14 protein-coding genes are annotated in these 14,758 nt (G+C 62.3%); 6 read left to right on the top strand and 8 right to left on the bottom strand.

Annotation, left to right across the window (positions count from 1 at the left end; all coding sequences use genetic code 11):
- Positions 1 to 21: 21 nt before the first annotated feature.
- From K3752_RS18045 to K3752_RS18015, 7 genes are all read right to left on the bottom strand, one after another.
- Positions 22 to 1,362 carry an FAD-binding oxidoreductase gene (locus K3752_RS18045; RefSeq protein ID WP_260066671.1) on the bottom strand — a complete coding sequence of 447 codons (1,341 nt, stop codon included), beginning with the start codon at positions 1,360 to 1,362 and terminating at the stop codon, positions 22 to 24.
- The gene (locus tag K3752_RS18040) at positions 1,359 to 2,855 is read right to left on the bottom strand and encodes an aldehyde dehydrogenase (RefSeq protein ID WP_170452747.1); all 1,497 of its coding nucleotides are present in this window, start codon (positions 2,853 to 2,855) and stop codon (positions 1,359 to 1,361) included. The genes K3752_RS18045 and K3752_RS18040 overlap by 4 nt, the downstream gene beginning before the upstream one ends.
- A 3-nt stretch (positions 2,856 to 2,858) precedes the next feature.
- Positions 2,859 to 3,776: a dihydrodipicolinate synthase family protein gene (locus tag K3752_RS18035; RefSeq protein ID WP_260066669.1), complete on the bottom strand. Its 918-nt coding sequence runs from the start codon at positions 3,774 to 3,776 to the stop codon at positions 2,859 to 2,861.
- Between the two features lie 152 nt (positions 3,777 to 3,928).
- A complete protein-coding gene (nagA, locus tag K3752_RS18030) occupies positions 3,929 to 5,080 on the bottom strand; it encodes an N-acetylglucosamine-6-phosphate deacetylase (protein ID WP_170366018.1) in 1,152 nt (383 codons plus the stop codon).
- Positions 5,077 to 6,108: an SIS domain-containing protein gene (locus K3752_RS18025; RefSeq protein WP_260066666.1), complete on the bottom strand. Its 1,032-nt coding sequence runs from the start codon at positions 6,106 to 6,108 to the stop codon at positions 5,077 to 5,079. The genes nagA and K3752_RS18025 overlap by 4 nt, the downstream gene beginning before the upstream one ends.
- An 8-nt stretch (positions 6,109 to 6,116) precedes the next feature.
- The gene (locus K3752_RS18020) at positions 6,117 to 6,884 is read right to left on the bottom strand and encodes a GntR family transcriptional regulator (protein WP_170341797.1); all 768 of its coding nucleotides are present in this window, start codon (positions 6,882 to 6,884) and stop codon (positions 6,117 to 6,119) included.
- Positions 6,881 to 7,768, bottom strand: coding sequence for a BadF/BadG/BcrA/BcrD ATPase family protein (locus tag K3752_RS18015; protein ID WP_260066664.1), 888 nt, complete (start codon positions 7,766 to 7,768; stop codon positions 6,881 to 6,883). The genes K3752_RS18020 and K3752_RS18015 overlap by 4 nt, the downstream gene beginning before the upstream one ends.
- A gap of 157 nt (positions 7,769 to 7,925) precedes the next feature.
- Between K3752_RS18015 and K3752_RS18010 the strand changes: the two genes are divergently transcribed.
- The 6 genes from K3752_RS18010 to K3752_RS17985 all read left to right on the top strand — a co-directional run bounded on the left by K3752_RS18010 (position 7,926) and on the right by K3752_RS17985 (position 13,961).
- Positions 7,926 to 8,819, top strand: coding sequence for an N-acetylmuramic acid 6-phosphate etherase (locus tag K3752_RS18010; protein WP_260066662.1), 894 nt, complete (start codon positions 7,926 to 7,928; stop codon positions 8,817 to 8,819).
- A 32-nt stretch (positions 8,820 to 8,851) separates the two neighbouring features.
- Positions 8,852 to 10,102 (top strand): ABC transporter substrate-binding protein, encoded by a 1,251-nt coding sequence (locus K3752_RS18005; protein ID WP_170366025.1) that lies wholly within the window; start codon positions 8,852 to 8,854, stop codon positions 10,100 to 10,102.
- A gap of 68 nt (positions 10,103 to 10,170) precedes the next feature.
- Positions 10,171 to 11,085: a carbohydrate ABC transporter permease gene (locus tag K3752_RS18000; RefSeq protein ID WP_093963180.1), complete on the top strand. Its 915-nt coding sequence runs from the start codon at positions 10,171 to 10,173 to the stop codon at positions 11,083 to 11,085.
- Between the two features lie 14 nt (positions 11,086 to 11,099).
- Positions 11,100 to 11,939, top strand: a complete 840-nt coding sequence (locus K3752_RS17995) for a carbohydrate ABC transporter permease (protein WP_170341791.1) — start codon at positions 11,100 to 11,102, stop codon at positions 11,937 to 11,939.
- Positions 11,936 to 12,964, top strand: a complete 1,029-nt coding sequence (locus K3752_RS17990; RefSeq protein ID WP_260066656.1) for a Gfo/Idh/MocA family protein — start codon at positions 11,936 to 11,938, stop codon at positions 12,962 to 12,964. Before K3752_RS17995 ends, K3752_RS17990 begins: the two co-directional genes overlap by 4 nt.
- A gap of 1 nt (position 12,965) precedes the next feature.
- Positions 12,966 to 13,961, top strand: coding sequence for an ABC transporter ATP-binding protein (locus K3752_RS17985; protein ID WP_170359714.1), 996 nt, complete (start codon positions 12,966 to 12,968; stop codon positions 13,959 to 13,961).
- A gap of 10 nt (positions 13,962 to 13,971) precedes the next feature.
- Here K3752_RS17985 and K3752_RS17980 read toward each other — a convergent pair whose 3' ends face one another.
- Entirely contained in the window at positions 13,972 to 14,673 is a 702-nt protein-coding gene (locus K3752_RS17980; RefSeq protein WP_170359769.1) for a Crp/Fnr family transcriptional regulator, read from the bottom strand.
- Positions 14,674 to 14,758: the final 85 nt, after the last annotated feature.

The raw sequence follows: 14,758 nt of genomic DNA, 5'->3' as shown, positions 1-14,758 counted from the left end.
GCCTGTCAGGCGGGCATTTTTTCATTCGTCGCGCGCGCGCCATTCCTTCCAGCGCAGCACCATGTTGGCACCGATCTCAGACAACGGCCGGGGCGGCAGGCGTTTGGGACGATCCTCGGCGCCGAAATGCAGGCTGATCCCGGACCGCACGCCGCAGGCCATTTCGGCCGCGGCGATCCCGGTCAATGTGCCGCGCGCAGTGCCCAACCCGTTCTGGACGCAGGCGGAATAAACGCCAGTCTCGATCTCGCGGGTGACCGAGACGCCGTTCAGGCTCAGGCACAGATGGCCGGCCCATTCGTACTCCATCGCGATGCCGCGCAACTGCGGAAAGCGCCGGTCGAATTTGCGCCGCATCACCGCAGCCGCGCGCCGCAGGTCCGATGCCCGCGCCTCCATGCCCGGGCGCAGCACGGCGCAGGTGCGGGTGATGATCCGGTTGCCGCCCTGCCCGGTGTCGATCCGGCGCATGGTGGTGCCCATCGGATCGGACGGAGTCACGCCCCAGCGCGGCTGGCCACCCACCCGGGCCAGCGCATCGGCCTCCAGTTCTCGCGTCATCGCCGCGAACAGAAACAGCTGCATCAGCCGGCCACGCTCCACCCCGAAACTTTCCAGATGGCCGTTCACCGACAGGATCAGCCGACCGGTCGACACCTGCCCTTGCGCAGTCTGCACGCGCCAGCCTGCCCCGTCGCGCTGGAACCCCGTGACCGCACTGTTTTCAAATATCTGCACCCCATCGGTCGCCAAACCCGCCGCCAAACCGCGCACATAGCCCGCCGGCTGCAGCATGACCGTGCCCGGCGTATACAGACCCGAGACATAGTGCCCGGACCCGGTGAGTTCCTGCATCTGCTGCCGGTCCAGCATCTCGGACCGCTCGCCAAGGCTGTCCAGATAGCGGGCATAGCTTTGGTTGTGCGCGTGTCCCGCCGTGCTGGCCGCGCCGTTCACCTTGCCCGCCGGATCGAAATAATTGGGGTCAATGCCGTATTCCTCGACCGCCGCGCGGGCAAAGGCGATGGCCCGCCGGTTCAGACTGATCATCGCCCGGTCATCGCCCGCCCCGGCATAGTCGTCCGAGGCCAGATCATGCGGCAGATCGATCATGAAGCCCGAGTTGCGCCCCGCCGCGCCTTCCGCCACTCGCCCAGCTTCAAGCACCACAATCCGCGCATCGGGAACCAGCTGCCGCAGACGCCGCGCCGCAGACAGGCCGGAAAAGCCTGCGCCCACGATGGTGAAATCTGCGGTGATTTTGTCCGAAAGCTGACGCGCGGCAGGTTGCGGGTCCAGCAGGGCATTCCACGCCGCCGGGCCGCGCTGCACCGGCAGGCGGCAAGCGGTGAACCGCGTCAATCCACCGCCTCGTCGGCATCATCCGACAGGTCGATCCACAGCGTCTTCAGCTGCGTGTACTGGTCGTGCGCGTGCAGCCCGTTGTCCCGCCCGCCAAAGCCCGACTGCTTGTAGCCGCCGAACGGGGTCGAGATGTCGCCCTCGCCAAAGCTGTTCACCGTCACGGTTCCGGCCCGGATCGCGCGGGCACCGCGCAGGGCACGCTTGGCATTGGCGGTGAATAGCGACGCGCACAGCCCATATGGCGTGTCATTGGCCATCGCGATGGCCTCATCGAACCCCGCGACCTCGATCACCGACAGGACCGGCCCAAAGATTTCCTCGCGCGCCAGCAGCGCGTCATTGTCCGGAATCTCGACCACGGTTGCTTCGACGAACCCGTTCTCGGCCTTGCCGCCCAGAAGAACTGACGGTGCCTTGTCCAGATAGCCGCAGACCTTGTTGAAATGGTCTTTGCTGACCAGCGCGCCCAGCCGGGTTGCAGGGTCCAGCGGATCGCCCACAGTCCACTGGCGGGCGTGATGGGCGATGCGCTCCAGCAACTCGGGTTTGACCGCGCGGTGCACGATCAGGCGCGACGTGGCCGAGCAATTCTCGCCCATGTTCCAGAACGCCCCGTTCACCACATGGGCGGCAACCCGGTCGAGGTTCTCGGCATCCTCCAGCACGATGGCCGGGTTCTTGCCGCCCATCTCCAGCACCACCTCCTTGGCGTTGCTTTCGGCGGCATAGGACAGGAATTTCTTGCCCGTTACGGTCGAGCCGGTGAAGGACACCATGTCGACATCCATATGCCGCCCGATGGGTTCGCCCACCTCGGCGCCGCCACCCGGAACCACGTTCAGAACCCCGCGCGGCAGCCCGGCCTCGGCCGCCAGTTCGGCCAGACGCAGGGCGGTCAGCGGGGTTTCCGTCGCCGGCTTCACAACAACCGAGCACCCGGCCGCCAGCGCCGGGCCGATCTTCCAGGCCAGCATCAGCAGGGGGAAGTTCCACGGCAGCACCAACCCCACCACCCCGATCGGTTCTCGCAGGATCATCGCGATGTGGTCGTCGCTGGCGGGCGCGACCTGGTCATAGATCTTGTCGATCGCCTCGGCATGCCATTTCAGGCAGTGGATCGCCTCGGGCACATCGACGGTTTCGCAGTCATGGATCGTCTTGCCGCTGTCGACGCTCTCCATCACCGCCAGTTCGCGGGCATTGCGGGTCATGAGCTTGGCCAGGCGAATCAACACATCCTTGCGCGCCGACGGGTGCAGGCGCGACCAGCGGCCGTCGTCGAAGGACTCGCGTGCCTTTTCCACGGCTAGGTCCACATCGGCGGCGGCGCAGGCCGCGACCTCGGTCAGCACCGCGCCGGTGGCCGGGTTCACGGTGGGAAACACCGCGCCCGATATCGCCGGGCGATAGCCGCCGTCGATGAAGGCGCCGGTGGGCAGGTCCAGCCCGGCGGCGATGGACGCGTATTCGTCCCGTGTCAACAAGCCCATGCCTCAGCCCTCCGCCATGATGTCTGCAATCTTGCGTTTCAACACGCGGGTCACCTGTTCCAGCGCGCGCTTGTCATCCTTGTTCAGCCCCTTCAGAGGCGGCCGAACCGCGCCTGCCGGGATGCCGTTCATCGTGACCCCATGCTTGATGGTGTGGATGAACTTGCCGCCCTGTTCGAGGACCCGCATCAACGGCATCAGCGCCGACATGATCCGGCGGCCCTTGGCGAAATCGCCTTGCAGCACGCAGGCCTCATAAAGCGCCACATGCTCGCGCGGCAGAAAATTCGACCCGCCACAGACCCAGAACGGCGCGCCCCAAGCGAAGAATTCCAGCGCCTGATCGTCCATGCCGCAGCCGAGCTGAATATGCGGATAGTCCCGCGCCAGCATGTGTACACGGTTGATGTCGCCCGAGCTTTCCTTGATGCCGCAGAAATTGCGGCTGCGCCCGACACGGTCGAGGAACTCAGCCCCCATCATCGTGCCGGTGCGGTGCGGATAGTTGTACAGCATCACCGGCAGATCGGCCGCCTTGTCGATGGCCAGCGCATTAAGGGCGTTTTCCCGGTCGGTCGGCACCGAATAGGGCGGGCTGGCCAGCAGGATGGCATCGGCCCCAATCTGGCGCGCTCCTTGGGCCAACGCGATCGAATCCGGCGTCAACATCGCGCCGGTCCCGACCACCAAAGGCAGCCGACCCTTCAGACGCTGGTGGGTAAAACGCGCCAGTTCCAGCCTTTCATCAACGGTCTGGGCATAGTTTTCGCCCGTGGACCCGCCCGAGATCAGACCGTGCACGCCATTCTCGACCAGGTATTCGATCACCTCGGCCAGCGCATACCAATCGACGCTGAAATCATCCGCATAGGGCGTCACCACCGGGGTATAGATCCCCTGAAATCTGAACACGGGCGTCATCTCAATCCTCTTGCCGGGCACGCATGAAGCTTGCGCCCGACACCAAGGCTAAGAAAAATACAAGATGTGCACAATGCAGATTCCCGACATGAACGGCCCAGGGTCCGACATGTCGAGGAAAATCAGACGACCATGGGTCGGCCTGAACACCGTCAGCTGAGTGCGTGACCTTCCTGCCAGACCTGGAGCAGCCCGTGGTCGGAGACATGCAGCACATTGGCGCGGGCACCGGCCGCCAAACGGCCAAGATCTGATCTGCCGATCAGGTCTGCGGGCAACCGGGTCGCCATGTCGAAAGCAGCTTGCAAAGGCAGTTGCGCGAAGGCAACAACGTTGCGAACCGCGTCCAACAGCTCGAGATGCGCACCGGCGAGCGTTCCATCGGCGAGGGTCAACCGGTTGCCGTCGCGCAAGATCTGACGGCCGTTCAGCAGGAAGCTGTCGATATCCGACCCGGCGGTCGCCATCGCGTCGCTGACAAGAAAAACACAACCCGGCCCTGTTTTGGCCCGGATGGCATTGCGCACTGAAACCGGGTGGACGTGAATTCCATCCGCGATCAGGCCCGCAGACAGCTCACCAAGCGCCAACGCTGCGCCTACGACGCCGGGCTCTCGGTTACCCATCTGGCTCTGAGCATTGAACAAATGTGTGACGCAACGCGCGCCGGCCTGAGCCGCTTTCTGACAGGTTTCAAAACTCGCATCCGTATGGCCCAGCGAGACGACGATCCCCGCTTGGGTCATGGCATGTATCTGATCATCGGTCACGCTTTCCGGCGCCACCGTAACCTTGAGAACCGGCAACCGTGCGGCTGTGTCCAGCAACAAATCCAGATCAGCCTGCGCCATTGGTCGGATCAGGGCAGCATCATGTGCACCCTTTCGGGCTTGGGACAGGTGCGGACCTTCCAGATGAAGCCCGACAATGCCGGGAACACCCTCGTTCACGGCTGCAATCGTGGCCGCGATGGCCCGGCGCGTGACCTCAGGCGTATCCGTGATCAGCGTTGGCAAGATCGACGTTGCTCCGATACGAGCATGGGCCCGCGACATGGTCCGGAGCGTTTCCAGTTCGGGGGCGTTGTTCAGCATTGCCCCGCCCCCGCCATTCACTTGCAGATCGACGAAGCCCGGAACCAGCAGGCCACCGTCCAGCCGCGACACCCTCGCTGTGCCAGGAGTGTTCGAGACAGGCGTCACGCCCTCGATACGCCCTTCCGCGAACAGAAGGGCATGATCCTGCAGGATACCTGCAGGGGTCAGAATGTCCGCGCCCGCCAGAGCCTGCAGTTCGCTGGTCATACGGTTTCCGTCACCTTGTTCAGATGCCGCGGTGCGTCCGGATCGATCCCGCGCGAGGCGGCAAAGGCCTCGACCATCGCGTAGAAGGAGACGATCAAGCTCAGCGGATCAGTCAGGGCATGCCCCGTGCGGACATGCGGAATGCGCGTCGCGGCAGTAACCCTGTCCGTGGTCGCAAAGACACGGGCACCCTTGGCGCTGATCGCGTCGGCCACCTCCGCCAACGCAGGCTCTGCCGCATCTGCCGCTGCAAAGCTGAGTACCGGAAAACCGTCCTCGACGATGGACACCGGCCCGTGCAGAACCTCGGCCGAGGAATAGCTTTCAGCGTGCAACTGGCAGGTCTCCTTGAACTTCAGCGCAGCTTCGTTCGATACGGCCAGTGCCTGACCTCGGCCAAGCGTGAACAATGACGGGTGAGCACCGATAGCGTCACGCACTTCGGGCCAATCGATCCGGGCCGCCTGATCCAGCTGCTCGGGCAGGTCGCGCAACGCCGCCAGCAACGCCGCATCCTGCCCCCACTCTGCCAACAGCCACAAGCCGGCCACCGCCGATGTGACGAAGGTCTTGGTGGCTGCAACACTCAGTTCGGGGCCCGCCTGTATATCTATGGCGTGATCGCTGACCTCGGCCAATGGTGAAGCGGCGTCGTTGGTCAACGCTACTGTCAATGCGCCGTCGCGTCGGGCATTACGGGCCATGGCCACGATGTCGGGGCTTTTGCCGGATTGCGACACCGACAGGCACATCGCCTGGCGCATGCGCAGAACCGAGTCGTAGATCGATCCGATCGACGGCCCGACCGAGGCCACCGGCACACCCAACAGGATTTCCGAGGCGTATTTGAGATAGGTGCAGACGTGATCGGAAGACCCGCGTGCGACCGTCACGACAAATGTCGGGTCCAGTTCGCGGGCAACCGAGGCGACCGCCTCAATATCTACCTGACCCCGACTCAGAAGCCGCTCTACGGCCACGGGGATTTCATCAATTTCCCGGCGCATCCGGGTGATCTGCTGTTGCATGATGTGTCCTAGCTGTTGGCCAACCGCAATTCGGCGACAAAATCATAGGCGTCGCCGCGATAGATCGACCGAGTGAATTCAACGACCCGCCGATTGGACAGGTATGATGTTCGAACGATGCGCAGTCCGGCCGCACCGGGTTCGACCCCAAGCAAACCCGCGTCGGCGCTGTCCAGATTGATCGCCGATATGCGCTGCAGCGCCCGTACTGGCCGGTTTCCATCCCGCTCCAAGACTTCGTACAACGAAGCTTCGACTTCTTGCGGGCGCGGCAGAATGTCGATCGGCAGCGAGGCCCGTTCGATCGCCATGGGCCGATCATTGGCCATTCGCAGGCGCGAGATGCGCGCAACCGCTTCACCCGAGGACAGGGCCAGCGCCATCACCTCCTCGGGCGACGGAGTGTGCACACCGCGCTCAAGCCACTCGCTTGAGGATTCAAGACCGCGCCGGTTCATGTCCTCAGTGAACGAGGTCAGCCGTGACAGAGATTGCTCGACCCGAGGCGTGCCGTCGGCCACGAAACTGCCCGAACCCTGGCGCTGAATGACGATTCCCCGATCTACCAGATCCTGCATCGCCCGACGCACGGTGACGCGGGAAAGGCCCGTGAGGTTTGCGATCTCGCGTTCGGCCGGGAGCGGTGCACTTTCCGCCAGCAGACCATTCTCGATGCCCTCTTCGATCCGCTTGCGCAACCGAACGTACCGCGGCCCCACGGCCTGCTGCATCCAGTCACCGGTCCTGAGGAAGGTTTCGATCGTTTCGGCGGTCATGCTGCCCCCAATCTGGCGCGCTCCGCCAGCTGTGCGGCGAGCTGCAGCGCCCCGTCAAGGGCGGAGCCCTCCGGTTCGATCATCGCGCTCTGCACCTCGGCGGAAAGATAGGCGGTGTAATGCGATGCCACCCCGCCCACTGCACAGACCGGCTCGGCATCATCGCGACCAAGGGCCTGCAGCCCTGCAGCGACATAGTCGGCGCCCTCGCGCATCAGGGCCACGGCCACCACATCGCCTTTTTGAGCCGCCGCAATGATTTCGGGTGCGAAGTCTGCGATTTCGGCCGGCCGCGCCTGCCCCGCAAATCGCACGATCTGCATCGGGTCTTCGTCAAAACGTCTGCGTACGGATCGTGTCAGCGCGCTGTCGGGGGCTATTCCGTCCGCTGCAAGCAACACCCGCCGCAGCAGCTGCTGTCCCAGCCAATACCCGGACGCATCATCACCGATGAGCGCCCCATATCCGCCAATCAACCGGATTTCGCCATCGCTTTGCCGCGCCAGGAACGATCCAGTGCCGATCCCGATCAAACATCCATCGACCGCCCCCAACGCCCCGACCACGGCCGAGCGGCGGTCATCCTCGATCTGCACAATGCGCGATGGCAGGTGCCGTGCGATTTCAGCGCCTGTGTCCGCGTCGGTCACGCCAGCAAGCCCTGCGTAGATCGGAATCCCGGTCAAAGCCGCTTCGGGCATCGCTGCACGCTCGGCCAGAGCCCGCAGCCCGGCATTCAGCGTTGAGATAGCCGCCGCACGATCGGAATAGACATTGGCGCTTCCCAGAACCAGATCATGCCGCCCGGTGGGGCCGGCCATGGCAAACCGGCAGCGTGTACCGCCACCGTCAATTGCAATGAGATATGGGAGGGACTCATCCATATAGATACCTTTACAATACCTTTCGGCTGAAAAAAAGACCTCTTATGGCCAAGACTCGCTATTTTTTGCGCTTTTTGGTGGGTATTTGGCGATTTGAAACGAATGGTAGACAAAAGGTATTATATAGGTATTATCTTCGGTGCCAAAGGGGAATCACATGACGCCGCACATGCTGCCGCAAACCGAAATGCTGCGCGACGAATCCGAGGGGCTGGACCTGCGCCCGGACACCGAAGTTCTGCGCCTGCTGCTGGATGCGCAGAAAGCCGCGCTGAACGGGCTGGATGCTTGCCTTCCGGATATCTCGAAAGGTGCGGCATTGATGGCAGAAACCATCCGCGCCGGGGGGCGGCTGTATTATGCCGCCGCCGGGTCGTCCGGGCTGATGGGCTTGGCCGATGGGGCGGAAATACCGGGGACATTCGGCCTGTCACCAGAGTCGATCGCCATCTGCATGGCCGGCGGCATACCAACCGGGGCAGAGATGCCGGGCCACACCGAAGATGACACTCGGACGGCCGAAATCGCCGCTGCCGACCTCCGCCCCACGGACACGGTGATCGCGATATCCGCCAGCGGCACCACGCCCTACCCGCTGACCTTCGCCGGAATTGCAAAGTCCCGCGGCGCCAAAACCATCTGCATTGCCAACAACGCCGACGCACCGCTGTTCGAGCACGCCGATTGCGCAATTTGCCTGAACACCCCGCCCGAAGTCATTGCCGGATCGACCCGACTGGGCGCCGCAACCGCGCAAAAGGCGGCGCTCAACATGCTCTCGACCCTCATGGGTGTCAGGTTGGGCCATGTACATGACGGCATGATGGTCAACGTGGTGGCCGACAATGCCAAGCTGCGTCAGCGCGCAGAAGGAATCATCCGGAACATAACAGGCGCCACACCTCAGCACGCCGCTGATGCCCTCGATCGCGCCGAAGGCAACCTGAAGCTTGCCGTACTTTTGGCCGCCGGCGCCGCAACACGGGCGCAGGCCAGTGAACTGCTGACGGCATCGGGCGGCCATCTGCGCCCTGCGCTGGACCAGATTTGAACCAAGAAGAAGACCAAAAGGGAGAATACATCATGAGAACAACCACACTGACCGCCGTGCTGCTGGCGTCATCGGCCCTTGCCGGTACGGCAATGGCCGAAACCACGCTGACCATCGAAAGCTGGCGCAACGACGACCTGGCCCTGTGGCAGGAAAAGATCATCCCGGCCTTTGAGGCCAAGCATCCCGACATCAAGATCAAGTTCACCCCGTCGGCCCCGGCGGAATACAACGCCGCCCTGAATGCCAAACTGGATGCCGGTTCGGCCGGAGACCTGATTACCTGCCGTCCCTTCGACACCTCACTTGGCCTGTACGAGGCGGGCAAGCTGGCCGATCTTTCGGACCTTGAAGGCATGGCGAACTTCTCGGACGTCGCCAAATCGGCGTGGCAGACCGATGACGGCTCGGCCACCTTCTGCGTGCCGATGGCCTCGGTGATCCATGGGTTCATCTACAACAAGGACGCGTTCGACGAGCTGGGCCTTTCGGTTCCGGAAACCGAAGCCGAGTTCTTTGCCGTACTGGACAAGATCAAGGAAGACGGCACCTATATCCCCATGGCCATGGGCACCAATGACCAGTGGGAAGCGGCCACCATGGGTTACAACAACATCGGGCCGAACTATTGGAAGGGCGAAGAAGGTCGCCTCGCCCTGATCGAAGGTTCTCAGAAACTGACGGACGAGCCGTGGGTCGCCCCCTACCGCCAGCTGGCCAAATGGGGTGCCTATCTGGGCGACGGGTTCGAAGCGCAGACCTATCCCGACAGCCAGAACCTGTTCACACTGGGCCGCGCCGCCATCTATCCGGCCGGCAGCTGGGAGATCAGCGGCTTCAACAACCTGGCCGATTTCGAGATGGGCGCTTTCAAGCCGCCAGTCCAGAATGCCGGGGACGAGTGCTATATTTCGGACCACACCGACATCGCCATTGGTCTGAACGCGGCGTCGCCCAACGCCGATGCGGCACGCACCTTCCTGAACTGGGTCGGTTCCGAGGAATTCGCGCAGATCTATGCAAACGCGCTGCCCGGCTTCTTTTCTCTCTCCAGCTTCGATGTGGCGATGGAGGACCCATTGGCACAGGAATTCGTCAGCTGGCGGAACGAGTGCAACTCGACCATCCGGTCCACCTATCAGATCCTGTCGCGTGGAACGCCCAACCTTGAGAACGAGACATGGAACGCCTCGGCTCAGGTGATCAAGGGCGAGGAATCGCCCGAGGACGCCGGCAAGCGCCTGCAGGACGGGTTGGCCAGCTGGTACGCCCCGCACCAGTAACCCGTCTTTCGTGACGCAAACGGCTCTGGCCAGACGGCCAGAGCCACCCTGAGCTTTCGAGGAACAACATGGGCAATCGCCGGATCAAATGGCACATCGTGGTGTTTCTGGCACCCGCAGTGCTGGTCTACTCGGCCGTCATGGTCTTTCCGCTGTTCAACACGCTGCGGCTGGCGCTTTACACCGAGGTCGATCAGGCCCGTGTGTTCGTAGGCTTGGACAACTTCCGCACCCTGTTCGGCGACCCGATTTGGTCGGATGCGTTCTGGAACGCACTGGGCAACAATTTCTGGTTCTTCTTCATCCACATGCTGGTGCAGAATCCGATCGGGATCGCACTGGCAGCGATCCTCAGCCACCCTCGCCTGCGCTTTGCGGCGTTTTACCGTTCGGCCATCTTCATCCCGACGATCCTGTCCTTCGTGATCGTTGGCTTCGCCTGGAAGCTGATCCTGTCGCCGATCTGGGGCATCGCCCCCGATATGCTGGCCGCGGTCGGACTCAAATCTCTGTTCGCGCCTTGGCTGGGCAAAGAAGAATACGCGCTGACCACGCTGGCCCTGATTTCGGTCTGGCAGTTCGTGGGCATTCCGATGATGTTGATCTATGCCGCCCTGCTGTCGATCCCCGAAGAGATCCTGGAGGCTGCCGAAGTCGAAGGCATCACCGGCATGTCCGCCTTCTGGAAGATCAAGCTTCCGCTGATCCTACCTTCGATCGGCATCATCTCGATCCTGACATTTGTCGGCAATTTCAATGCGTTCGATCTGATATACGCATCTCAGGGTGCGCTGGCGGGGCCGGACTTCTCGACCGACATCCTTGGCACGTTCATGTACCGAACCTTCTTCGGCTTCCAATTGCAGCTCGGTGACCCGCATATGGGATCGGCCATCGCAACGGGCATGTTCGCCATCATCCTGACGGGGGTCTGCATCTATCTGTTCCTGATCCAGACCCGCATCCGCCGGTATCAGTTCTGAGGGGCCCGAGGAGAATGAACAAAGCCCGCAGAAACCCCTTCAACATCGCCGCCATGCATGGCGCGCTGATCCTCTATACGCTGATCGCCCTGTTTCCGGTCTTCGTGATCGTGATCAACAGCTTCAAATCGCGAAAGGCGATCTTCCGTGAACCGTTGGCGCTGCCGGATGCCGACTCGTTCTCGATGATCGGATACCAGACGGTGATGAAACAGGGCGACTTCTTCCTGTATTTCCAGAATTCGATGATTGTCACCGTCGTGTCGCTGTTCCTGATCCTGCTGTTCGGTGCAATGGCGGCTTTCGCGCTCAGCGAATACCGGTTCAAGGGCAACACGCTGATGGGCCTGTACCTTGCATTGGGCATCATGATTCCAATCCGCATCGGCACGGTTGCGATCCTCGACATGATGGTGGCGACCGGTCTGGTCAACACGCTGATGGCGCTGATCCTCGTCTATACCGCACAGGGCCTGCCGCTGGCCGTATTCATCCTGTCCGAGTTCATGCGGCAAGTCAGCGACGACCTCAAGAATGCAGGCCGCATCGACGGGCTGAGCGAGTATACCATCTTCTTCCGCCTTGTTCTGCCGCTGGTACGTCCGGCGATGGCGACCGTGGCCGTTTTCAACATGATCCCGATCTGGAACGATCTTTGGTTCCCGCTGATCCTGGCCCCGGCCGAAGAGACCAAGACCCTGACCCTCGGTAGCCAGGTCTTCATCGGGCAGTTCGTCACCGACTGGAACGCGGTGCTTTCCGCGCTCAGCATGGCGATCCTGCCGGTCATGGTTCTGTATGTCATCTTCTCGCGGCAACTGATCCGCGGGATCACCTCGGGGGCGGTCAAATGATCCGGGTTCTGATCGCAGGTTTGGGCAACATGGGTCTCAGCCACGCGCTGGCGCATCATCACCATCCCGACGCCCAGATCGTGGGTCTGGTGAACCGATCCGGGACAGTGGATCAACCGGATTTGCAGGGGTATCCGGTCTTCACCGATTTCCATACGGCGCTTGCGGACACCAACCCTGATCTGGCCGTGATTGCCACCTATTCCGACAGCCATGCCGATTATGCCTGTGCCGCAATGGACGCCGGTGCGCATGTGTTCGTCGAGAAACCCTTGGCCACCACCGTCGCGGACGCACGCCGTGTCGTCGAGAAGGCCACTGAAGCCAACCGCAAGCTGGTGGTTGGGTACATCCTTCGGCATCACCCCTCTTGGATGCGGCTGATATCCGAGGCGCGCGACCTGGGCGGCCCCTATGTCTTTCGCCTGAACCTGAATCAGCAGTCCGACGGCCCGACATGGGAGACGCACAAGGCGCTGATGCAAACCACCTCACCCATCGTGGACTGCGGTGTGCATTACGTCGACGTCATGTGCCAGATTACCGATGCCCGGCCCGTTCGGGTCAACGGCATGGGCCTGCGTTTGTCAGATGAGATCGCGCCCGACATGTACAATTACGGCCAGTTCCAGGTGGTGTTCGAAGATGGCTCGGTTGGTTGGTACGAGGCTGGTTGGGGTCCTATGATGTCCGAAACGGCGTTCTTCGTGAAAGATATCGTTTCACCCAATGGCGCGGTTTCCATAACCGAGGGCAACAAGGGCGCATCCGACGATGTGGACGGCCACACGAAGGTAGGCGGCATTCTGGTGCACAAAGCCAGCGGCGACACCATGATCGAGATGGATGGCGAACCCGGCCACCAGGAACTGTGCGACGCCGAACAAGCCTACATGCTGCAAACCATCGCGCAGGACATCGACCTGACCCGCCATATGAATGACGCGGTGCAATCCCTGCGGATCTGCCTTGCCGCCGACCAAAGCATTCGATCCGGCCAGCCGGTCGACCTGAAGGAGACGTGACGTGACCGCCCTGAAACTGACCAATGTGTGCAAGTCCTTCGGACAGGTAAACGTGCTGAAAAACATCGACCTGACCGTCGAGGAAAACGAATTCGTGGTCTTTGTAGGCCCCTCGGGATGCGGCAAGTCCACCCTGCTGCGCGTGATCGCGGGGCTTGAAGAGGCGACCTCGGGAACGGTCGAAATCGATGGCCAGACCGTCAACGAGGTCCCACCCGCCAAGCGCGGCATCGCAATGGTGTTCCAGTCTTATGCGCTGTATCCGCATCTGACTGTTCGGGGGAACATGGAACTGGGCTTGAAGCAGGCCGGGCATCCCAAGGACGAGATCGCGCGCCGCATCACCGAAGCCAGCCGCATGTTGTCGCTGGATCCCTATCTTGAACGTCGCCCGGCCGAGTTGTCCGGCGGTCAGCGCCAGCGCGTCGCGATCGGCCGCGCGATCGTGCGCAACCCCAAACTGTTCCTGTTCGATGAACCGCTGTCGAACCTGGATGCCGCGTTGCGCCTGAACACCCGGGTCGAAATCGCAAACCTGCACCGCCAGATCGACGCCAGCATGATCTACGTGACCCACGACCAGACCGAGGCGATGACTTTGGCGGACAAGATCGTCGTGTTGCGGGACGGCCGAGTCGAACAGATCGGCAGCCCGATGGAGCTGTACAACAACCCCGCCAACCGGTTCGTGGCCGAGTTCATCGGGTCTCCGGCGATGAATTTCGTGCCCGCCGATCGGATCGGTGGATCTGGCCGGCAACTTATCGGCATTCGCCCTGAATACGCTCGCCTTGGGCAGACGGGTCCGCTGTCAGGCACAGTCGTTCACGTGGAAAACCTTGGCGCAGATACCAACGTGTTGGTCGATATCGGTACCGAAAAGCCTTTTACCGTTCGGGCCTTTGGTCAGCATCAGGTGTCCCCGGGGACACAGGTCGGCATCGACTATGATCCGGCCAATGCACTGACCTTCGGAGAGGACGGGTTGCGGGTTTGACCGGGCGCGTTCAGCGCCCCCAATTGTCGGCCGGGTCGCTGTCGGCATAGTCTCGCAGCTGCGGAATGTTCGAGATTTCCGCGTGGTTGCGGTTGATCTTTACTCCCACCGCCTTGAGCCGTGAAAACGCACGGCTCAGGCTTTCGGGCTTCATGCCCAGACGCCCGGCGATCAGCATCTTGTCATAGGGCAGCTCAACTTCGCAGGCACCTTCGTCGCAGTCACACAGGTTCAGCAGGAACTCGGCTACCCGCTGCGCCCCGGTCTGGGCCTTGAGCTGTTCCAGCTGGGACACCAGCGAATGCAGATGGGTGAAGGTCGAAGCCAGGATCGATATCCCGATCTCGGGGTCGGTCTTCATCAAGGAAATCAGCACCGGGCTGGGAATGTGCATGATCTCGCAGGCCGAGACCGCCTCGGCCGAAACCGGATAGGGCACGTTGCGCAGCGCTACCGCTTCGCCAAAGCTTTCGCCGCGGGTAAAGACGCTGACCACGGCCTCAGCCCCGGTGGGCGACATGCGGAACAGCTTGACCCATCCGGCCAGCACCACATGCACGGCCTGGGCGCTTTCTTCCTGCACAAAGATCGTCTCGCCACGGTCATACTGACGCCAGATCGCGTGGCTCAGCAACGTTTCGACATGCTGATCCGGCAGGCTTTTGAGCAGCAGCGACTGCCGCGCAATGGCTTTTTGTGCTTCATGCGCCACGAAGGCATCCCCTTTTGTCCGGCCGAAAACCCGGCCCATCCATCCCTGCGCCAGCCTATGCCAAACCCGCGCGCCGCGCACCACC

The sequence above is a fragment of the Ruegeria sp. B32 genome, assembly GCF_025141855.1.
In the GTDB taxonomy this organism is placed as follows: domain Bacteria; phylum Pseudomonadota; class Alphaproteobacteria; order Rhodobacterales; family Rhodobacteraceae; genus Ruegeria; species Ruegeria arenilitoris.
The sequence above is the reverse complement of the archived record's forward strand: the minus strand, read 5'-3'. Positions and strand labels throughout refer to the sequence as shown.